General features: G+C 59.6%; 20 protein-coding genes. 11 read left to right on the plus strand and 9 right to left on the minus strand.

Annotated elements, in window-relative coordinates; all coding sequences use genetic code 11:
* Positions 1-10 precede the first annotated feature (10 nt).
* The 5 genes from FHT78_RS05030 (at position 11) to FHT78_RS05050 (ending at position 4860) form a co-directional block, all read left to right on the plus strand.
* Positions 11-934 (plus strand): ABC transporter permease subunit, encoded by a 924-nt coding sequence (locus FHT78_RS05030; protein ID WP_183741220.1) that lies wholly within the window; start codon positions 11-13, stop codon positions 932-934.
* Positions 931-1848: an ABC transporter permease subunit gene (locus FHT78_RS05035; protein ID WP_183741222.1), complete on the plus strand. Its 918-nt coding sequence runs from the start codon at positions 931-933 to the stop codon at positions 1846-1848. Before FHT78_RS05030 ends, FHT78_RS05035 begins: the two co-directional genes overlap by 4 nt.
* A gap of 1 nt (position 1849) precedes the next feature.
* On the plus strand, positions 1850-2857 hold the full coding sequence (locus FHT78_RS05040; protein WP_183741224.1) for an ABC transporter ATP-binding protein: 1008 nt from the start codon (positions 1850-1852) through the stop codon (positions 2855-2857).
* Positions 2850-3836: an oligopeptide/dipeptide ABC transporter ATP-binding protein gene (locus FHT78_RS05045; RefSeq protein WP_183741226.1), complete on the plus strand. Its 987-nt coding sequence runs from the start codon at positions 2850-2852 to the stop codon at positions 3834-3836. Before FHT78_RS05040 ends, FHT78_RS05045 begins: the two co-directional genes overlap by 8 nt.
* A 112-nt stretch (positions 3837-3948) precedes the next feature.
* Positions 3949-4860, plus strand: coding sequence for a sugar kinase (locus FHT78_RS05050; protein ID WP_183741228.1), 912 nt, complete (start codon positions 3949-3951; stop codon positions 4858-4860).
* A 92-nt stretch (positions 4861-4952) separates the two neighbouring features.
* On the opposite strand, the gene FHT78_RS05055 is transcribed toward FHT78_RS05050, so the two are convergent.
* On the minus strand, positions 4953-5144 hold the full coding sequence (locus FHT78_RS05055) for a DUF2735 domain-containing protein (protein WP_183741230.1): 192 nt from the start codon (positions 5142-5144) through the stop codon (positions 4953-4955).
* Between the two features lie 427 nt (positions 5145-5571).
* Between FHT78_RS05055 and FHT78_RS05060 the strand changes: the two genes are divergently transcribed.
* Entirely contained in the window at positions 5572-6612 is a 1041-nt protein-coding gene (locus FHT78_RS05060; protein WP_183741232.1) for a glutamine synthetase beta-grasp domain-containing protein, read from the plus strand.
* Between the two features lie 245 nt (positions 6613-6857).
* The gene (locus tag FHT78_RS05065; RefSeq protein WP_183741234.1) at positions 6858-8036 is read left to right on the plus strand and encodes a glycosyltransferase family 1 protein; all 1179 of its coding nucleotides are present in this window, start codon (positions 6858-6860) and stop codon (positions 8034-8036) included.
* Positions 8037-8039: 3 nt separating this feature from the next.
* On the opposite strand, the gene FHT78_RS05070 is transcribed toward FHT78_RS05065, so the two are convergent.
* The gene (locus FHT78_RS05070) at positions 8040-9053 is read right to left on the minus strand and encodes an alpha/beta hydrolase (protein ID WP_183741236.1); all 1014 of its coding nucleotides are present in this window, start codon (positions 9051-9053) and stop codon (positions 8040-8042) included.
* 165 nt (positions 9054-9218) lie between these two features.
* Here FHT78_RS05070 and FHT78_RS05075 point away from each other — a divergent pair, with 165 nt between their 5' ends.
* Entirely contained in the window at positions 9219-9656 is a 438-nt protein-coding gene (locus FHT78_RS05075) for a MarR family transcriptional regulator (RefSeq protein WP_183741238.1), read from the plus strand.
* Between the two features lie 64 nt (positions 9657-9720).
* On the opposite strand, the gene der is transcribed toward FHT78_RS05075, so the two are convergent.
* The 3 genes from der to FHT78_RS05090 all read right to left on the minus strand — a co-directional run bounded on the left by der (position 9721) and on the right by FHT78_RS05090 (position 12542).
* Positions 9721-11145 carry a ribosome biogenesis GTPase Der gene (der, locus tag FHT78_RS05080; RefSeq protein WP_183741240.1) on the minus strand — a complete coding sequence of 475 codons (1425 nt, stop codon included), beginning with the start codon at positions 11143-11145 and terminating at the stop codon, positions 9721-9723.
* Between the two features lie 15 nt (positions 11146-11160).
* A complete protein-coding gene (locus tag FHT78_RS05085) occupies positions 11161-11844 on the minus strand; it encodes a tetratricopeptide repeat protein (protein ID WP_183741242.1) in 684 nt (227 codons plus the stop codon).
* Between the two features lie 101 nt (positions 11845-11945).
* Complete coding sequence (locus FHT78_RS05090; RefSeq protein ID WP_183741244.1) at positions 11946-12542, minus strand: NnrU family protein; 597 nt, start codon at positions 12540-12542, stop codon at positions 11946-11948.
* Positions 12543-12671: 129 nt separating this feature from the next.
* On the opposite strand from FHT78_RS05090, the gene FHT78_RS05095 reads away from it, so the two are divergent.
* Positions 12672-13661 (plus strand): polysaccharide deacetylase, encoded by a 990-nt coding sequence (locus tag FHT78_RS05095; protein WP_183741850.1) that lies wholly within the window; start codon positions 12672-12674, stop codon positions 13659-13661.
* A 114-nt stretch (positions 13662-13775) separates the two neighbouring features.
* Here FHT78_RS05095 and sbmA read toward each other — a convergent pair whose 3' ends face one another.
* Positions 13776-15035, minus strand: a complete 1260-nt coding sequence (gene sbmA / locus FHT78_RS05100) for a peptide antibiotic transporter SbmA (protein ID WP_183741246.1) — start codon at positions 15033-15035, stop codon at positions 13776-13778.
* A gap of 122 nt (positions 15036-15157) precedes the next feature.
* Entirely contained in the window at positions 15158-16339 is a 1182-nt protein-coding gene (locus tag FHT78_RS05105) for an MFS transporter (protein ID WP_183741248.1), read from the minus strand.
* A gap of 162 nt (positions 16340-16501) precedes the next feature.
* Here FHT78_RS05105 and FHT78_RS05110 point away from each other — a divergent pair, with 162 nt between their 5' ends.
* Complete coding sequence (locus FHT78_RS05110; protein ID WP_183741250.1) at positions 16502-17125, plus strand: PadR family transcriptional regulator; 624 nt, start codon at positions 16502-16504, stop codon at positions 17123-17125.
* Between the two features lie 35 nt (positions 17126-17160).
* Here the strand turns inward: FHT78_RS05110 and FHT78_RS05115 are convergent, their stop codons facing one another.
* Complete coding sequence (locus FHT78_RS05115; protein ID WP_183741851.1) at positions 17161-17757, minus strand: TetR/AcrR family transcriptional regulator; 597 nt, start codon at positions 17755-17757, stop codon at positions 17161-17163.
* A 194-nt stretch (positions 17758-17951) separates the two neighbouring features.
* Between FHT78_RS05115 and FHT78_RS05120 the strand changes: the two genes are divergently transcribed.
* The gene (locus FHT78_RS05120) at positions 17952-18350 is read left to right on the plus strand and encodes a RidA family protein (protein ID WP_183741252.1); all 399 of its coding nucleotides are present in this window, start codon (positions 17952-17954) and stop codon (positions 18348-18350) included.
* Between the two features lie 38 nt (positions 18351-18388).
* On the opposite strand, the gene greA is transcribed toward FHT78_RS05120, so the two are convergent.
* The gene (gene greA / locus FHT78_RS05125; protein WP_183741254.1) at positions 18389-18871 is read right to left on the minus strand and encodes a transcription elongation factor GreA; all 483 of its coding nucleotides are present in this window, start codon (positions 18869-18871) and stop codon (positions 18389-18391) included.
* Positions 18872-18877 lie beyond the last annotated feature (6 nt).

The following is an 18877-nucleotide window of genomic DNA, read 5'->3' on the forward strand; positions in this document are numbered from 1 at the left end:
CTCCACGACCATGATCAAATACGCTCTCCGTCGATTGCTGTCGACGATCCCCGTCCTGTGGATCGCCGTCACAGCCTGCTTTTTCGTTTTGCGCCTTGCCCCCGGCGGCCCCTTCGATGGCGAAAGGCCATTGCCGCCGGTGATCCTGAAAAACCTTGCGATCCACTACAATTTGGATAAGCCGCTCGTTCAGCAGTACCTTATCTATGTCGGCGACCTGCTGAAAGGCGACCTCGGCCCCTCCTTCGCGAGCGAGGATTTCACTGTCGCCCAGCAGATCATGATCGGTCTGCCCTACACCTTCACCATCGGCACGGCTGCCTTCCTGATTGCCATCATTGTTGGCGTGGCCGTCGGCTGTCTTGGGGCGCTCTACCAGAACAAAGCACCGGACTATATTCTGAGTGCCCTCATTCTGGTGGGCGTTGTGCTCCCGAACTTCCTGATTGCGCCGATCATGCAGCTCGTCTTCGGCATCCACCTCGCCTGGTTTCCAGTCGGCGGCTGGGGTGACGGCTCGATCAAATTCCTCGTCCTGCCGATTGTGGTTCTTGCGCTGCCGCATGCCGGCCGCATCTCGCGCATCACCCGCGGCTCGATGATCGAAGTGATGAACCAGAACTTCATCCGTACCGCCAAGGCCAAAGGGATCGGCCCGCGCCTCACGGTCATGCGCCACGCGCTGAAGCCCGCCATGATGCCCGTTGTCTCCTATCTGGGTCCGGCGGCAAGCTACCTTCTCACCGGCTCGCTGGTTGTCGAAAGCATCTTCGGATTGCCCGGCATCGGCCGCTATTTCGTCAACGCAGCGCTGAACCGCGACTACGGCATGGTTCTTGGTACGGTCATCTTCTACATGGTGCTGATCGTGTTTCTGAACCTTCTGGTCGATATCGCCTATGCCTGGCTGGACCCGAAAGTGAGAAACAGATGATCCTCAATCCCGCCAAAAGAGAGCTGCTTGCAGCCGAACTGCTGGAGGCCGAAGGCCTGTCTCCGGAAGGCCGTTCGCTGACCAAGGATGCGCTGCGGCGCCTCTCGCGCAACAAGGCAGCCGTCATCTCCATCGGTGTGCTGCTGCTGCTCATCATCGTAGCCTTCCTTGGCCCCAGCTTCATCCCCTTCAACTATGAAGATCCGGACTGGGCGGCCTTCCGCGCGCCCCCGTCCTTCGAAAGCGGCCATTATTTCGGCACCGACCCGAACGGCCGCGACCTGCTTGCCCGTGTCCTCTATGGCACGCGCGTTTCGCTTGCGGTGGCGCTGACGGCAACCATCGTCTCCGTCGTCATCGGCGTGCTCTATGGTGCGATCTCAGGCTATATCGGCGGCAGGCTGGACTCGATCATGATGCGCTTCGTCGACATCATGTATGCGCTTCCCTACATCCTCTTCGTCATCCTGCTGATGGTGATCTTCGGCCGCAACGTCTATCTGCTCTTTGCAGCAATCGGCGCGCTCGAATGGCTGACCATGGCCCGCATCGTGCGTGGCCAGACCCTGTCGCTCAAGCACCGTGAATTCGTGGAAGCCGCCCGCGCCTCTGGCCAGAAGCCCTTCAAGATCATCACCAAGCACATCATTCCGAACCTCGTCGGCCCCGTCGTGATCTTCGCGGCGCTGACCGTGCCTGAGATCATCGCGACCGAGAGCTTCCTTTCCTATCTCGGCTTCGGTGTACAGGAACCGCTGACCTCGCTCGGCACCCTGATTGCCGAGGGTACCGACGCCATGGAAAGCATGCCCTGGCTGCTGATTTTCCCTGCGAGCTTCCTCGTCGCCCTACTTCTCAGCCTGCTCTTCATAGGCGACGGGCTGCGTGATGCGTTCGACCCGAAGGATCGATAGGATGTCTCAAGAAAAACAAAAAGATACGCTTCTCGAACTGAGGGACTACTCGATCACCTTCGAGACCCCCGAGGGGCAGGTGAAGGCAGTCTCCAACATGAACCTGACGGTTCGCCGGGGCGAGCGCATTGCCATCGTCGGTGAATCCGGTTCCGGCAAGAGCCAGACCTTCCTCGGCATTATGGGCCTGCTTGCCAAGAACGGAAAAACAACCGGCCAGGCCCTGTTGGAAGGCAAGGACGTGCTGGCCCTGAAGCCAGGTGAACTCGACCGCGTCCGTGGCAAGGACATGGCCATGGTCTTCCAGGATCCCATGACGGCGCTCAACCCGTCTCTGAGGATTTCCCGGCAACTGACGGAACAACTCGAGATCCATCGCGGCTTTACCGCCAGGGCCGCATCCGCCGAGGCGCTAGACATGCTGAAACGCGTCGGCATTCCTGATCCGAGCCGGCGCTTCAATCTTTACCCCCATGAGCTTTCGGGCGGCATGCGCCAGCGCATTGTCATTGCCATGGCGCTGCTGACCAAGCCGAAGCTCCTGATCGCCGACGAGCCGACGACAGCGCTCGACGTGACCATCCAGGCGCAGATCCTCGATCTCTTCAATGATCTGACGGCGGAAATGAACACGGCGCTGATCATGATCACCCACGACCTCGGCGTCGTAGCTGGCCTCGCCGACAAGGTCGCTGTCATGTATGCCGGCCGCATCGTCGAGGAAGCGCCGGTCGACGAACTCTTCGAAAACCCGGCTCACCCCTATACCGCAGCGCTGCACGCCTCCATCCCACGCCCGGATCAGGATGTCGACGATCTCGTCGTCATCCCCGGCCGTCCGCCAAACCTGCAGCACCTGCCGAAGGGCTGCAATTTCTCGCCGCGCTGTTCGCAGGTTCAGGACGATTGCATCGACCGGCCGCCGCAGCTCGAACCACTGGGGGCAAATCATTGTGCCGCCTGCTTCCACCCCTTCCCCCGTCGCGAGGAGTTGCTGAGCCATGGCTGAACGCTCGCTTTTGAGGGTCGAGAACCTGACGACCCAGTTCGAGATTCCCTCCAAGTCCTTCTTCAAACCGCCGCTAATGCTGACGGCCGTCAACAATGTCAGCTTCGATCTCGCCGAGGGCCGCACGCTCGGCATCGTCGGCGAATCCGGCTGCGGCAAGTCGACGCTTGGCCGCTCGATCCTGCGACTTCTGAAGTCGCAGAAGGGCCGCATCCTCTGGCAGGGCCGCAACCTGCTCGATCTGACGGATGAGGAAATGCGTGCCGCACGCCGCGACATGCAGATCATCTTCCAGGATCCGATCGCCTCGCTCGATCCGCGCATGACGGTCGGCGACATCATCGCCGAGCCGCTCACTGTCTTTGAGCCGAAGCTGACGAAAGCTCAGCGTCTCGAGCGCGTGCGAGAAATCATGGCAGCCGTCGGTCTAGTGCCTGAGATGATCAACCGCTATCCGCACGAATTCTCCGGCGGCCAGGCGCAGCGCATCGGCATTGCCCGTGCCGTCGTCACCCGGCCGAAGCTCATCATCTGCGACGAGCCGGTCTCGGCCCTCGACGTGTCGATCCAGGGTCAGGTCATCACCCTGCTTCGCAAGCTGCGCAAGGAGTTCGGGCTGACGCTGATCTTCATCAGCCACGACCTCTCGGTCGTGCGCTTGATCTCGGATGACGTGCTGGTGCTCTATCTTGGCAAGGTCGTGGAGGCCGGCGACTGCGCGACGGTGTTCGAACATCCGGCACACCCCTACACGCAGGCGCTCTTCTCTGCGGCTCCGATCCCGGATCCGAAACTCGCGCGGCAGCGCACGCGCATCCGCCTGCAGGGAGACCCGCCCTCGCCGCTCAACCCGCCGAAGGGCTGCGTCTTCTCGCCGCGCTGCTGGAAGGCGACGGACATCTGCCGCACTGAGATGCCGCCGACGGAACTGGTGCGTCCCGGCCAGACGGCTGCCTGCTATCATATGGACAGGCCATGATCTGAATTCGCCATCGCCCCGATATAGGGGCGATGGACTTTCGGCTCTCCTCGACTTGTCTCACTCCGCCTCTTCGCGTATCCGCAAGAGCAGTCAAACCCGGGAGGATGGCTTGAGCGGACGGTTTCTGTCGATCGGCGAATGCATGGTGGAACTCTCGCAGGCGGGTGAAGGCCTCCTGCGGAAAGGTTTCGCCGGCGATACTTTCAACACCGCATGGTATGCTCGCGCCTGCCTGCCCTCCGCCTGGTCGGTCGATTACTTCACCGCGCTCGGCGATGATCCAATGTCCGACGAAATGGTCGCCTTCATGAGCAAGGCCAAAATCGGCACGGATCTCATCCGCCGCATCAAGGGGAAGACGCCCGGCCTCTACATGATCAATCTGAGGAACGGCGAACGATCCTTCAGCTACTGGCGCGACAGCTCCGCCGCCCGAAGTCTCGCCGCCGATCCTGACCGGCTGCGTGAAGCCGTGGAAAGTGCTGACGTTGTCTATTTCTCCGGCATCACGCTTGCCATCCTCTCGCATGACGACGCGGACACGCTGCTAGCCGAAATCCGCCGCGCCAAGGCTGTCGGCAAGTTCGTGGTCTTCGATCCGAATATCCGCCCCCGCCTCTGGTCGAGCTACGACATAATGCACACGACGATCAGCGAAGGCGGCCGTGCCTCCTCGCTTGTCATGCCGAGCTTCGACGACGAGGTTGCGCATTTCGGAGACGCCTCCATCGAAGCAACCATTGAGCGCTATCTTGCGCTCGGCGCCTCACATGTCGTTGTCAAGAACGGTGCGGAAGGTGCAACACTGAGCTTCGCCAATGAGAAAGCTTACGTGCCGGCGGAAAAGGTCAAAAAGGTCGTCGACACGACGAGCGCCGGCGACAGTTTCAACGGCGCATTCCTTGCTCATTATCTGGAGAACCGGGATGCTCCGGCAGCAGCTCGCTTCGGAGCCAAAATCGCTGCCCGCGTCGTCAGCGAGCATGGCGCACTCGTGCCGAAGGAAAAGCTCGGCCTCTGATATCGTAATTGAAGCCTGCGCATGTCGCTTTGTCGCGCGGCCACGCGCAGGCTCGCCCCCGCCTAAGCGGTCAGTCGTCTTCGATCCTCAGATCAGGAATTGGGCTTCTTGTCGTCGCTGCGAACGGCTTCATCGTGATACCAGCAGCTGTCGAGCGCAGCGTCACACACATCAGCGGCCTCCCGCTCCATCATGCGAAAGCGCTCGAAACGGCTCTGCGCCTGAACGGCCTTGATGGGAAACTGATAGATTGTCGCGGATTCACGATGGAAACCGATTGCCATGAGATAGCCTTTCTTTGCTCGGCCTATCAACATTCACGGTCGAAACGATAGCACAATGCACATAGTTTATGCAAATTGCATAAGATATAGGCAAAGTCGCTATTATAGTCGCTCCAGGCGGCATTTCCTGCTTAAGCTTCCGCTGATTTGTTTAAAACTTCATCCATCAGGTTCAACGCCGGAATTTTCATCTGGTTCCAACGCGGAAAATGCTCATCTCAAAGCGGGATAGCTACATACCGGCAGTATTCAGCCGCCTGCCGCTTCCACTTCGAAATGGCGTTGGCAGGATGATTCGTAAATTTTTTATGTCGGCCGCCCGATCTGGCACGCTACGTGCTTTAGAAGAGACATCCCCTGGCGGGAGCGCGCACCCTTGCGTCTACTGCCTCAGGATTTGCTCAAGTTCGCAGCAGAGAGAGTCGCGATGACAAAGTATAAGCTCGAGTACATTTGGCTCGATGGGTACACCCCGGTACCGAACCTGCGTGGCAAGACGCAGATCAAGGAATTCGATAATTTCCCGACGCTCGAACAGCTCCCGCTCTGGGGCTTCGATGGTTCGTCGACGATGCAGGCCGAAGGCCGCAGCTCTGACTGCGTGCTGAAGCCGGTTGCCATCTATCCGGATCCGGCCCGCACCAACGGCGTGCTCGTCATGTGCGAAGTCATGATGCCGGATGGCGTCACGCCGCACCCGAGCAACGCCCGCGCAACCATTCTCGATGACGAGGATGCCTGGTTCGGCTTCGAACAGGAATATTTCTTCTTCGAAAACGGCCGCCCGCTTGGCTTCCCCGAGTCCGGCTACCCGGCTCCGCAGGGCCCGTACTACACCGGCGTCGGCTATTCGAACGTTGGCTCGGTTGCCCGCGAAATCGTCGAAGAGCATCTCGACCTCTGCCTCGCAGCCGGCATCAACCACGAAGGCATCAACGCCGAAGTGGCCAAGGGCCAGTGGGAATTCCAGATTTTCGGCAAGGGCTCCAAGAAAGCCGCCGACCAGATCTGGATGGCGCGCTACCTCCTGCAGCGCCTGACCGAAAAGTACGGCATCGACATCGAGTATCATTGCAAGCCGCTCGGCGACACTGACTGGAACGGTTCGGGCATGCATTGCAACTTCTCGACCAAGTACATGCGCGAAGTTGGCGGCAAGGCCTATTTCGAGGCGCTGATGGCGCAGTTCGAAAAGAACCTGATGGACCACATCAATGTCTACGGCCCCGACAACGACAAGCGCCTGACCGGCAAGCACGAGACGGCTCCGTGGAACAAATTCTCCTACGGCGTTGCCGACCGTGGTGCTTCGATCCGCGTTCCGCACTCGTTCATCAAGAACGATTACAAGGGTTACCTCGAAGATCGCCGCCCGAACTCCCAGGGCGACCCCTACCAGATCGCTTCGCAGGTTCTGAAGACGATCTCGGAAGTTCCGACCTCCGGCTTCGCTTCGGCTGCAGCCTAAGTTTTGCTGCGGCGCCGACCTCCCCGTCGGCGCCGTTCCTTTTTTTGCACAAACGCCTCGCGGCCGTTCATCGCCGACATAATCGCTGGCCTCTCGCGCCATAAAGTCCTGTAATCCCTCACACAGGGCTGTAATATTTTCATCATGCACTTCCGCCAAAATAACAGAGCGGGAATCGCCATTCCGGAAACCCCGCCAGGGGTTGTGCGTTGCCAGAATTAAGCGACGCTGATGGAAATGGAAGCATGCTGCAACGTCCGTCAAATTCGTATAGCGGCGAAAGCTGGGCTAGTGCCGCCGGAGCCGTGCCCGAGCGGCTGGTGATCGTCACCGATGCTTGGCATCCGCAAGTCAATGGCGTTGTCCGCTCGATCGAAAACACCAACCGAGAACTTGCCAAAATGGGCGTCGAAGTGTCGATGGTGACGCCAGAGCGTTTCGCCAGCATTCCCTGCCCGACCTATCCGGAGATCCGCCTGTCGATCGCCTGGTACCGCCGCGTCGCCCGCGAGATCGAAAAGCACAATCCTTCCTACATCCACATCGCGACGGAAGGGCCGCTCGGCCTGTCGGCGCGGCGCTGGTGCATCCGCAAGCGCATACCCTTTTCCACCAGCTACCACACCCGCTTTCCCGAATATGTGTCCGCTCGCCTGCCGATCCCCGAGAGCTGGCTCTACGCCTTCGTGCGCTGGTTTCATAATGGCGGCGCGGGCTGCATGGTGGCCACCCCCAGCCTTGCCCGCGAACTGTCCGCCAAGGGCATTAAGAACTTGATGCCCTGGAGCCGCGGCATTGACGCGACGCAATTCCATCCGATGCCGCTTGAGGAAAAGCCCTTCGGCCTTGCCCGCCCGATCTTCATGACGGTCGGCCGCGTTGCGCTGGAAAAGAACCTGCCGGCCTTCCTGGATCTCGATCTGCCCGGTTCGAAAGTGGTGGTCGGCGACGGCCCCGCACGCGCCGAACTCGAAGAACGCTATCCTGACGTGCATTTCACCGGGGTGAAATTCGGTGAGGAACTCGCAAAGGCCTATGCGCAGGCCGATGTCTTCGTCTTCCCGTCGCTGACGGATACATTCGGCAACACCATTCTGGAAGCGCTTGCCTCGGGCGTCCCGGTCGCAGCCTATCCCGTCACCGGTCCGCTGGATATCATCGGTGAGGACAGCGACGTCGGTGCGCTGAACGGGGATCTGCGGGCGGCCTGTCTTGCGGCACTTTCCCGTTCGCGGGAAAAGGCGCGCGAGCTTGCCATGCAATATTCCTGGGAGGCGGCGACGCTGCAGTTCATCAACAATATCCGCGCCGCCAATGGCCTCATTACCCCCAAATGGAAGAAGGCGTGGCAATACGCCACCAAATCCCTTCCAAGAAGCAAAAAACCCGGCGATCCCGCCGGGCCTCTTCCTTCTGCTGAGTGACCCTTACTTCTGAAGGGCAGCCCGCAGCGTATCGTTGGCGACAGAAATGGCGCTGCGAACAGCCGGTGTTTCGGCAATCGCGTTGAGCAGTACGAAGTCGTGGATCGTGCCGTTGTAGCGGATCGACGTGACCTTTACGCCTGCTTGCGACAGCTTGCGGGCATAGGCTTCTCCCTCGTCGCGCAGCACGTCGTTTTCATCGACGATGACGAGTGCTGGCGGCAGACCATTCAGCTGCTCGAGGGAAGCCTGCAGCGGCGAAGCGGTGGGCTCCTTACGCTTGGCTTCGTCAGGCAGATAAGCATTCCAGAACCACTTCATGGCTTCCTTGGTCAGCCACGGGCCATTGGCAAACTGATTGTAGGAACCGGTGTCGAAATTGGCGTCGGTGACAGGGTAGAAGAGCACCTGCTGGTCGATGGCAGGACCGCCGCGCTCCTTGGCAAGCAGCGTCACGGCGGCAGTCATATTGCCACCGACGCTATCGCCGGCAACGGCGAGCCGGCTGGCATCGACGTGGAATTCCTTGGCATGCTCGGCGACGTATTTCGTGGCCGCGTAAGCCTGCTCGATAGCGATCGGGTAACGGGCTTCCGGCGAGCGGTCATAATCGACGAAGACGACGGCAGCCTTGGCGCCATTGGCGATTTCGCGAACCAGCCGGTCATGTGTGTCGGCATCCCCCAGCACCCAGCCCCCGCCGTGGAAATACATGACGACAGGCAGCGTGCCCTTGGCGCCCTCAGGGCGAACGATGCGCAGCTTGACGCTGCCGGTCGGGCCGGCCTTGATGACCTTATCTTCTTCCTGAGCGGCGAGCTTCTTCACGTCGCCCTTCTGGGCGCCAGAGAGAATGTTGCGGGCATCGGCAGGCGAGAACGTGTAGATCGGCTTGGAGCCGGCCAGACTATCGATGAATTTCTGCGTTGTCGGTTCCAGTACCGGATCGGCAAACGCTCCGGCAGTGGAAGCTGCCAGGATTGCTGCTGCGGAAACTGCGGTCTTGATCGTCGACATTGTCGTGTCCTCTTCGGGTTTGTTGCGTTCGTCCTGAACACGATTTTATATCGCACACGACCAATTATCGTACGATAGAAATTATTGCATGGCTGCCGTGCATTAAAAACGTCTACGATTATTTATTGCACGATATAATATCTCGCGGTTTTGGGAGATCGTGCCATGTCGAACCAACTGAAACTCGACAGTTTCATCTGCTTTGCCGTCTATACCGCAAGCCACGCCTTCAACCGCGTCTACAAACCTCTGCTCGACGAACTCGGCCTCACCTACCCGCAATATCTGGCGATGGTCTGCCTCTGGGAAGAAGACGGCCAGACCGTCGGCGGTCTCGGCGAAAAGCTGTTCCTGGAATCGAGCACACTGACCCCTCTCCTCAAACGCCTGGAAACAGCAGGCTACATCCGCCGCGAACGCAGCAGGCAGGACGAGCGTGTCGTCGTGCTGCACTTGACGGAAGAGGGCAAGCGGCTGAAGAAAAAGGCTGAGACCGTACCGGGCTGTATCATCGACGCAAGCGGCCGCGACGCGGATCAGCTTGTCCGGCTGCAGGCGGAAATTGTCGCGCTGCGCGAAGCTTTGAATAAGAGCGCGTCTTGAGGGCTATCGACGCGTCCGGCAAACCCACTCCGGCCCAAGCGGCAAGGCGACAACAAGAAGCGGGTTAGGTCCGCCTCTTCTTGCCCTCAAACGGATTGTCCGGCGACCGGTAATGGATCCGGATTGGTACGCTCGGCATATCGAAATCCGCACGCAGCCCGTTAATCAGATAGCGCGTATAGGATTCCGGCAGGGCGTCGGAGCGGGTGCAGGACACCATGAAGGCCGGCGGGCGGGCCTTTACCTGCGTCATATATTTGAGCTTGATGCGGCGGCCGGACACAGCCGGTGGCGGATGCTGGACCTGCTGTTGCTCCAGCCAGCGATTGAGCTTGGCGGTGGAGATGCGCTTGTTCCAGACACGGTCCGTATCGATGATCGACTGCATGAGCTTGTCGAGCCCCCAGCCGGTCTGGCCGGAGATCGGCACGGCGCGGATGCCGCGCGCCTGCGGCAGCAGCCGGTCGGTCTTTTCGCGCAGGTCGGCAAGTACCGCCTGACGATCCTCGATCATGTCCCACTTGTTGAAAGCGAGAACGGCCGCGCGGCCTTCGCGCAGCACGAGGTCAACGATATGCAGATCCTGCTTCTCGAAGGGGATCGTCGCATCGAAGACGATAACGACGGTTTCGGCAAAGCGGATCGCACGTAAAGCATCAGCGACGGAAAGCCTTTCCAGCTTCTCGATCACCTTGGCCTTGCGGCGCATGCCGGCCGTATCGAACATTTTGATGGTGCGACCGCGCCAATCCCATTCCACGGAGATGGAATCGCGTGTAATGCCGGCTTCCGGCCCCGTCAGTAGCCGGTCTTCGCCGAGGAAGCGGTTGATCAGCGTCGACTTGCCGGCATTCGGACGACCGACAATTGCCACGCGTAGCGGCTTGGTGTCGTCATAGGCGGGCTCTTCGTCTTCTTCGCCCTCTTCACCGGCCAACTGCGGCAGATCGACGTCAGTGACGGCAACATCGTCCTTCGACGGATAAGCGACATCCTCGCCGAGCGCAGCAACGATGGCGTCGCGCAGATCGAGCATACCCTGCCCATGTTCGGCCGAAATCGGCACGGGTTCGCCGAGCCCCAGCGAATAGGCATCATAGAAACCGCTGTCGGAACCGCGCGCCTCGGACTTGTTGGCTACGAGCACGACCGGCTTGCCGCGACGGCGCAGCATCTCGCCGAGTGCCGTATCGACCGGCGTCAGCCCGGTTTTGGCATCGACGACGAAGAGCGATAGATCGGCCTCGTCGATTGCCGTTTCCGTCTGCTGGCGCATGCGGCCCTGCAGGCTCTCATCCGTCATCTCTTCGAGACCGGCCGTATCGACAATTGTGAAACGCAGGTCGATAAGCCGCGCTTCACCCGGACGGCGGTCGCGGGTCACGCCGGGCGTGTCATCGACAAGCGCAAGCTTCTTCCCGACCAGCCGGTTGAAAAGCGTCGACTTACCGACATTCGGGCGTCCGACGATGGCGACCGTAAAACTCATTATTTTCCCTTAAGCTCAGCCCTGCGCGGCGGGCGCCTTGCCGGATGCGGTGATGAGATCAAGCATCATATGGGCACGATTGGCAACACCGCGCGGGCTGTCCACATCGTCGACGATCGACTGGAACCACTGACGCGCCTGTGCCATGTTGCCGGCCTTGTAGGCGGCAAGCCCAAGCGCCTCGCGTGCCGAATGGCGGAAGGCATTGCCCGGCACGGCCATTTCCTCGACGGCAGCAGAAACCTGCTCATAGGTGCCGTTCTCGATCAGCAGCCAGCCGGCGCGCATCTTTGCGGCATCCTGCACGGCAGCCGGAACGGACTTATCCTTCGCGATGGTCTGGAAGGACGCGATCGCGCCAGCATTGTCGCCCTTCTGCGATTGAACGGTCGCGGCACGCATGCGCGCCAGAACCGGGTAAGCGCCGTGGCCTTCCTTCTCCAGCTTGTCGAGAGCGGCGAGCGCCTCGTCGGTCTTGTTCTCGTCGGCAAGCTTCATCGCCGCCAGGAACTGGTCGCCAGCGCCAGAGGACGCGTTGCTGTCCCAATATTCATAGGCGACCTTGCCGATGGTTCCGAGGACGATAAGAACGGCAACGGCAATGATATAGCGGCCGAACCGGCGCCATGCGCCCTTCATCTGGTCGGAACGCAGTTCCTCATTGACTTCACGAATGAAGCTGTCGTCGTTGAATGCCATTCTCGTCTCCGGCCGCGGATGCCCATGCATAGTGCAAAACGCACATTGTCGGGCCTTCTACTCCATTTTGCGGCCGTTGTAAGGGGGATATCGCAGAATCGTCAGGAAGCGAGCATCGGCAGCGGCGCGACACCGATCAGCCATTCGTGAACGCGCCAGATCATCAGCGCCCAGACGACCACGCCGATGATGACGGCGTAGATGTCATATTTGGCCGAAACGAAAACCTGCGGCGTGATCTCGCCGCGGCGCTCGCGCCGCTTCAGCGAAATGCGCACCACCACGCCCCAGGCAAGGAATGCAGCAAAGAGCAGCACCGAATAGGCCTCGCCATTCGACAGAAGATGGGCCAGCGCCCAGATCTTCACCGACAGTACGATCGGGTGTTTCGTCTTCGTCTTGATATAGCCGGCCGGCAGGAAACCGGAAACCAGACAGATCACTGCTACCAGCATCAGGGTGACGGTCAGATGCGCCATGCCCATCGGCGGATTGTAGAGCAAGCCGATCGGCTCGCTGCGGGCGGCGCCAAAGGCGTAGATGACGAAGATCAGCGTCAGGATGCTGGCAATCGAGTGGAAGGCGATCCAGACGGACTTGCCCACTCTGTCAATCATCGCCTGCCGGAAGCCCGGAACGATGACGCGGATGAGATGCAGGCCGAGGAAGAGAATGAGGCTGAGGACGAGCAGAGCCATGATGATCTGATTTTCCTATTTTGACGGTCGACAATGAATTACCGGCAGACGGCGATAATTGAAAGCAAGACCGCAGCTTCGCCGCAATTCTGTAACAGGAAAACCGCAATGCAAATTGTCGCGGTGCCCATGTTTCGTTCTGTTTTTTCTGCCTCTATCGCCTTATCGCTCATTTCTCCCGCCGTTGCGGGTGCAGCAGACAGGCCGAAACAGCTCGTCATCGTCTCCTTCGACGGCGCCCACGACAATGCGCTCTGGCAGAAGAGCCGCGAGATGGCGGCGAAGAACAGCGCCCATTTCACTTATTTCCTCTCCTGCACTTTCCTGATGAATCAGGAGGCGAAAAAAGCCTACCAAGCCCCTCATCAGAAACGCGGAAAATCCAATGTCGGCTTCGCACAAAGCGACGACGAGATCCGCGAACGTCTCGGCAATATCTGGCACGCTCACCTCGAGGGCCACGATATATCCAGCCATGCCTGCGGCCATTTCGACGGCCGACAGTGGAGTGAGGCGGACTGGTTAGCCGAATACGCGACTTTCAAGGCAACCCTGAAGAGCGCCTGGAAGGGCGTCGGGCTGGAAGAGCCTGCCGGCTGGCAGGATCTTGTCGACCATGGCATCAAGGGTTTTCGCGCACCTTACCTATCCACCGGCGGCGGTGCCGACATGATCGCGGCCGAGAAGAAGGCCGGCTTCACCTATGATGCAAGCCTCGTCACCAGGGGACCGGCCATGCCGGTCGAGGAAAACGGCATCATCCGCTTCGGCCTGCCGCTCATCCCCGAAGGTCCGAGCGAAAAGCCTGTTATCGGCATGGATTACAATCTCTTCGTCCGCCACTCCAAGGGCGAAGAGGATTCCGCCGACAGCGCCGCCTTTGAGGACCGCGCCTATACCGCCTTCAGGGAAGCCTTCGACAAGCAATATGCTGGCAGCCGCATTCCCCTGCAGTTGGGCTTCCACTTCGTGGAAATGAACGGCGGCGCTTATTGGCGCGCGCTCGACAGGCTGGTCAGCGACGTTTGCCGCCGAGCGGATGTTGCCTGCGTCAGCTATTCGGAAGCAATCCCGATGATCGAAGTTCGCGGCAGGCTGCAAGAGACGTCGGGGTTGTAAGAGCCTGATACTTTAAAAACTTGGATATTCAACAACGGCCTGCATCAGTCGCCGTTACCGCGATGGGCATTCAGAAAAGATGGGCCGCCGTTTCGGCGGCCCTTTTTGTTGGTATCAGCCATCGGCGTGAACGACACCGGCCTCGCGCTCCAGATAGCGCTGGTCGATCTCAGGTAGAGGCTCGTCGTCGATCGCTGCTTCGAAAGCTCGAAGACGCTTATGGATGGAGAGCAATTCGATGATCGTCGTCCAGGAATTGACGAGATATTGGAAGGAATTGCTGACCTGGCCGAAAGCGGTCAGAATTTGCTGAAAGATGCCGTAGGTAATTTTATGCGCCACGATCGTGGGAATAAGCATGATCACCAGGAAATTCGCGTCGGCCTGAAGGTAAAAATAGCGCGCAATATTAAAATAGAGATAGTGCCAATACATCCGGAAGTAATTCCTCCGAACATTGCTAAAAAGCTCCCTGACCGTTACTGGCTGAGCACGTTCCTCGTGGTCCTCGCCATAGACAAGCTCCTTACGATATGCCGCTTCAACGCGTTGGTTGCGAAAGTTCAGGCCAGGAAGCTTGATCCCCACTGTCGCCAAGAGAATAGTACCGAAAGCAGACCAGAAGATCGCCAGCCAGAAAAGAGCATGCGGCACTTCCCCTAGCAACGGCAATTCGGAAACATAGCTCGACAAGGCGAAGAGAATGGGAAGAAAGACAATAAGCGTCATGACCGAATTGATAAGAGTGATACCCAGCCCCTCGAGTGTGGATGAGAAGCGCATCGTATCTTCCTGAACGCGCTGGGAAGCGCCTTCGATATGGCGCAGTTTACTCCACCGAGACATATAGAAGTTGTTCATCGCAGCTCGCCAGCGGAAGATGTAATGGCTAGTAAAGAATTCCGTCAGCACTCCAACACCCATGCTGAGGAATGCCACCTGAGCAAAGATGATCTGGAGATTATAAAAATCCCAGACGGAAATGCCTTCCTTCCCAGCCAACGCGTTTTGGAGAAGGTCCCCAAACGGACGCCTGAAATTATTAATGACAACCGAAACCTGGACCCCGAAATAGGTGACGAGGATGATCAGCAGCGTTCCCCAGACGGACCAGACTGTCCAGGGGTGGCCTCGTGAAAGCAGCGTCCAGACGCCTCCGAACAGACCGAGGCACAGAAGAAGATAAGAATAGAACCACAGATTCGATGGCAGCGCAAAATAGCTGAGGTCGTAGGGTTCATCTTGCGGATGCACGAAGCCCAGCGAATTTCCTATTCCTTCTACTGCGAAATACCACCCGAGAATGCAGATCAATGCCCAGATGGCGGCAGACGTAAAAAACAGCTTCGGTCGGGGGAAGAAGGAATGAAACACGGGGGATTTGCTTTCCTGAACTGGAACCTCGAAAGAGTGGCGAACCACTGCTTGCGCGGAAATTAAGGCAGTTCGAAGAAAGCAGCAATGGGCTCAAGCCATTGTTACGCACTTGTAACCACTTAAGGGATTTTCTTCATCACCGGCGTGACCAGAGCCGCGCAGAAAACCAGCACGATTGCGGCGATAATGGTCGGCAGCACGAAATTTCCCGTTATTTGCGCGATCCAGCCGGCAACGATGGGCCCGATGATCTGGCCGACCCCGAAGGCGGCCGTCATCAGCGCCAGGATGCGGCGCGGGCTTTCCGGTGAAAGCCGGCGGCCGATCTGCAATCCATAGGCGGTGATGGCAAGGAACGTGGCGCCGAACAGCGCGCCGCCGATCAATGGTGCCACCGAATGCGGCAGTTCCACCGTTGCAAGCACGCCGATCGCCTCGATGATGAGCGCCGCTACATAGACGCCGCCGATCCCGAGCGAGCGCACGAGGGGCCTCCAGATAAACAGTGCAATCGTCGCCGTCAGCCCCGCAATGAACCAGCAGAGAAATTCGACGGTCGGTCCCGACGCGCTCATGCGGGCGATGGCGACGAGGAAGGTTGCGGTGATGACATAGCCGAAACCGAACAACCCGTAGGACAAGGTGAATAATATCATCGGCCGGCTCCAGACCAGAGGCGGCTCCTTCGCCTGCCCGTTGCGGACCGGCGCCTTCGGCAGCAAGGCCCAGACGAGGACGAGGCTGACGAGGCAGAAGAGCGCGCCGCCGATCCAGTCCGCCCGCCAGCCGCCGGCTGCATCGTCAAAGATATAACCGAGCGCGAACACCGTGACCGAGGAAATCGCGATCCCCGCCCCCGGGCCGCCGAAATGTGCCGCCTGAACGTGGTCATTGCCGGCAGCTGCCCCGTGGCTCAGTACGATCGCGGACGCGAAGACCAGCGTGAAGGCACTCGCGACGCCGGCCAGAAAACGAATGACAGCAAAAAGCATCACCGAATTCACTGCCGCCATAGCGGCCAGCAGAATTGCCGTCGCAAACAGGGAAAGCAGCGCCACCAGCCGCTCGCGCCCCGCCGCCCAGCCGTAAGCAGCCAGAACCGCGCCAACGAGATACCCGACGAAATTGGCAGAAGCGATGAAACCAGCATCGGCTGCCGAAAGCGGCACGCCGACCATCATGCCGGGCAAGATCGGCGTGAAGGAAAAGCGCCCGAAACCCATGGCCGCCGCCATGGCGACGGCACCTGCGAGCGCTGTGGTGATAAGATTGACCGGGCGGTCGTCATTGGGAGCCAACATGCCGCTGTTTATCGCGCTGCACCATGGCCGTCACAAGTGACTAATTCTGATGGGTTCTTCAATTTCACGAACAGATTTTTCGCAGCCGCCCCTTGAATGACATATCTTACGATATATGTTTGCGACATAGTGAGCGATACATCTGGCACAGAGGAGTTCGTCATGAGAGGTTTTCGAGGTGGCTTCGTCGGCGAGGCGATGCGTATGGGAATGGGCCGCCGGTTTTCCGCCGGCGAATTGCAGACGATCCTGCTGGCGCTGCTCAAGGAGCGTCCCAGCCACGGTTATGAACTGATCAAGACGCTGGAGGAGCGCTCCGGGGGCTTTTACGTCCCAAGCCCGGGCGTCATCTATCCGGCGCTGACCTATCTGGAAGAGACCGGACTGGCGGAAGTGGAAAACGACGGGGCAAAGAAGCTCTACAAGATCACCGAGGCTGGCCGTCAGAAGGTGGAAGAAAACCGCGACATGATAGACCAGACGCTTGCCAAGCTGGAGCGCATTGCCGAGGGCATGGCCTTCGTTAACCGCATGTTCGATCCCGACCAGCCCCAAGGCGGTAGCGGTGGGGGCCGCGATGGCCGCGGCCATCGGCGTCGTGATCACGAGGACGATGAATTCGGCCGCGACCACAGCAACGTCCATGCCGCACGCCAGCTGTTGCGTTCCGCCCTGCGCATGCGCCATCCCTGGTCAACAAGCGAGGCTGCCAGGATTTCCGGGATTCTGGAGCGTGCAGCCATGGAGATTCTGCAGGGCGGCAAGACCGACCCGCAGCAGGACTAACGTCGCTTGGGGTGGCGGCCTAAGTCGCCGCCCTATCAGTCCCCGGCCTTCAGGAGACCGCTTGCCAAGGATCGGAATGCTTCGACGACCCTTGCCAGAACGGCATGAGGATCATCCGCTGCAGCGATCCAGAGTGCCGCGCTGAGCGACGCTCCGTTGAGCAGGCGGGCCGCGGCCTCCGCATCGACGGATCTGACTGTCCCTTCATCAATCAGCGCCTGCATGGTCTGGGTCGTCGTGCGAAGGCAGGCATTCTGGCTCGGCCATTGCGAGGGATCACCCAGCACAGCCGGTCCGTCGAGCAGCATGATGCGCTGGATTTCCGGCTCCAGCGCCATTTCGATATAGGCGGTGTATTCCGCGAGAAGGCCAAGCCAGGCCGTCTCCGCCCGGTCGCGCTCGGTGCGCAGCCGCTCCCCCATCTCTGCGTCGATCTGATCGATCACGGCCTGCAGCAAGCCCTTCTTGTCGCCAAAATTATGATAAAGCGCGCCACGCGTCAGACCGACATCGGCGGTCAGGTCATCCATGGATGCCGCCGCATAGCCCTTAACCGCGAAGGCTTTCCGGGCGGCCTGGATGAGCTTCGCCCGCGTCTGCTCCATCATCTGTATCCGGGTTCTTGCGGTCATCATGATCTCCAAAATTCACATACGCATCGTATGCGTATTGACATACGCCGCGTATCTCCTGATATATACACATACGGAGCGTATATCAATTGCGGCTCCGCATGACGGGCGAGACCCGTATCCACGAATGCTTCCCCTCTCACGACGAACGCGTGTTCGGCGATGGGTACCTTTTTGTCTACAGGAGAAAAACAATGACCAAGCGTGACGCGATTTTCCCAGCCGGCCGGCAGGCGCTCTATGAAATCAACCGCTATTCCGCGGCGATCCGTTCCGGCGACCTGCTCTTCGTCTCCGGCCAGGTCGGCAGCCGTGAGGACGGGTCGCCCGAGCCCGATTTCGCAAAGCAGGTGCAGCTTGCCTTCGACAATCTGAAAGCCGTGCTGGCGGCTGCCGGTGCCACATTCGACGACGTCGTCGATGTCACGAGTTTCCATACCGATCCGGAAGCGCAGTGGCAGATCATCTCGGATATCAGAATGAAGGAAATCGGCGAGGCGCCCTATCCGAACTGGACGGCTGTCGGCGTAAACTGGCTGGCAGGCTTCGATTTCGAGATCAAGGTCATCGCCCGCCTGCCGCAGTCGGCCTGAAGCAAAACATGAGCGCCGCGCAAAGCGCATGCGGCGCTCTATGAAATCCTGATCACCTCAAGTTCCTGATCGCCGACAGCGACGATATCTCCAACGGCCTTACCCATGAGGAGCCGAGCGACCGGCGCGACATAGGAAATCGATCCGGCTTTCGGATCGGCCTCGTCCTCTCCGACGATGCGATATGTCTGGACGCGTCCATCGTCGCGGCTGAAGGTAACAGTGCTACCGAAGGCAACGATTTCAGCCGAAGCCGGAGCAGGAACGAGCTGAGCCGTGCGGACGCGTTCGACGAAATAGCGCAGGTCGCGCAGAGGGTTTGCCTGCTGCCGCCGCCGTTCGTTGACGTCTTCGATCGCGCTCGCAGCCTCATAGGCGTTACGCGCTTCCCGCACCTGCAGTTCGAGCGCCTTCAGTCCGGCTTCCGTGACGAGATTTGGATGAGGCGAAATCGCGCGATCCGGCAGCAGTGTTTCGGATGCGGTTTCGGCACTTTCTTCCTTGGTGAAGGCAACAGCCATCTCGAC

This window comes from Rhizobium sp. BK196 (genome assembly GCF_014193255.1).
GTDB lineage: Bacteria > Pseudomonadota > Alphaproteobacteria > Rhizobiales > Rhizobiaceae > Rhizobium.

What these genes read in the sequence shown, in the direction of transcription:
- FHT78_RS05030 (WP_183741220.1), top strand. Translation starts at nt 11, where the DNA reads ATGATCAAATACGCTCTCCGTCGATTGCTGTCGACGATCCCCGTCCTG.
- FHT78_RS05035 (WP_183741222.1), top strand. Translation starts at nt 931, where the DNA reads ATGATCCTCAATCCCGCCAAAAGAGAGCTGCTTGCAGCCGAACTGCTG.
- FHT78_RS05040 (WP_183741224.1), top strand. Translation starts at nt 1,850, where the DNA reads ATGTCTCAAGAAAAACAAAAAGATACGCTTCTCGAACTGAGGGACTAC.
- FHT78_RS05045 (WP_183741226.1), top strand. Translation starts at nt 2,850, where the DNA reads ATGGCTGAACGCTCGCTTTTGAGGGTCGAGAACCTGACGACCCAGTTC.
- FHT78_RS05055 (WP_183741230.1), bottom strand. Translation starts at nt 5,144, where the DNA reads ATGGCAATCGGTTTCCATCGTGAATCCGCGACAATCTATCAGTTTCCC.
- FHT78_RS05060 (WP_183741232.1), top strand. Translation starts at nt 5,572, where the DNA reads ATGACAAAGTATAAGCTCGAGTACATTTGGCTCGATGGGTACACCCCG.
- FHT78_RS05065 (WP_183741234.1), top strand. Translation starts at nt 6,858, where the DNA reads ATGCTGCAACGTCCGTCAAATTCGTATAGCGGCGAAAGCTGGGCTAGT.
- FHT78_RS05070 (WP_183741236.1), bottom strand. Translation starts at nt 9,053, where the DNA reads ATGTCGACGATCAAGACCGCAGTTTCCGCAGCAGCAATCCTGGCAGCT.
- FHT78_RS05075 (WP_183741238.1), top strand. Translation starts at nt 9,219, where the DNA reads ATGTCGAACCAACTGAAACTCGACAGTTTCATCTGCTTTGCCGTCTAT.
- der (WP_183741240.1), bottom strand. Translation starts at nt 11,145, where the DNA reads ATGAGTTTTACGGTCGCCATCGTCGGACGCCCGAATGTCGGTAAGTCG.
- FHT78_RS05085 (WP_183741242.1), bottom strand. Translation starts at nt 11,844, where the DNA reads ATGGCATTCAACGACGACAGCTTCATTCGTGAAGTCAATGAGGAACTG.
- FHT78_RS05090 (WP_183741244.1), bottom strand. Translation starts at nt 12,542, where the DNA reads ATGGCTCTGCTCGTCCTCAGCCTCATTCTCTTCCTCGGCCTGCATCTC.
- FHT78_RS05095 (WP_183741850.1), top strand. Translation starts at nt 12,672, where the DNA reads ATGTTTCGTTCTGTTTTTTCTGCCTCTATCGCCTTATCGCTCATTTCT.
- FHT78_RS05105 (WP_183741248.1), bottom strand. Translation starts at nt 16,339, where the DNA reads ATGTTGGCTCCCAATGACGACCGCCCGGTCAATCTTATCACCACAGCG.
- FHT78_RS05110 (WP_183741250.1), top strand. Translation starts at nt 16,502, where the DNA reads ATGAGAGGTTTTCGAGGTGGCTTCGTCGGCGAGGCGATGCGTATGGGA.
- FHT78_RS05115 (WP_183741851.1), bottom strand. Translation starts at nt 17,757, where the DNA reads ATGACCGCAAGAACCCGGATACAGATGATGGAGCAGACGCGGGCGAAG.
- FHT78_RS05120 (WP_183741252.1), top strand. Translation starts at nt 17,952, where the DNA reads ATGACCAAGCGTGACGCGATTTTCCCAGCCGGCCGGCAGGCGCTCTAT.
- greA (WP_183741254.1), bottom strand. Translation starts at nt 18,871, where the DNA reads ATGGCTGTTGCCTTCACCAAGGAAGAAAGTGCCGAAACCGCATCCGAA.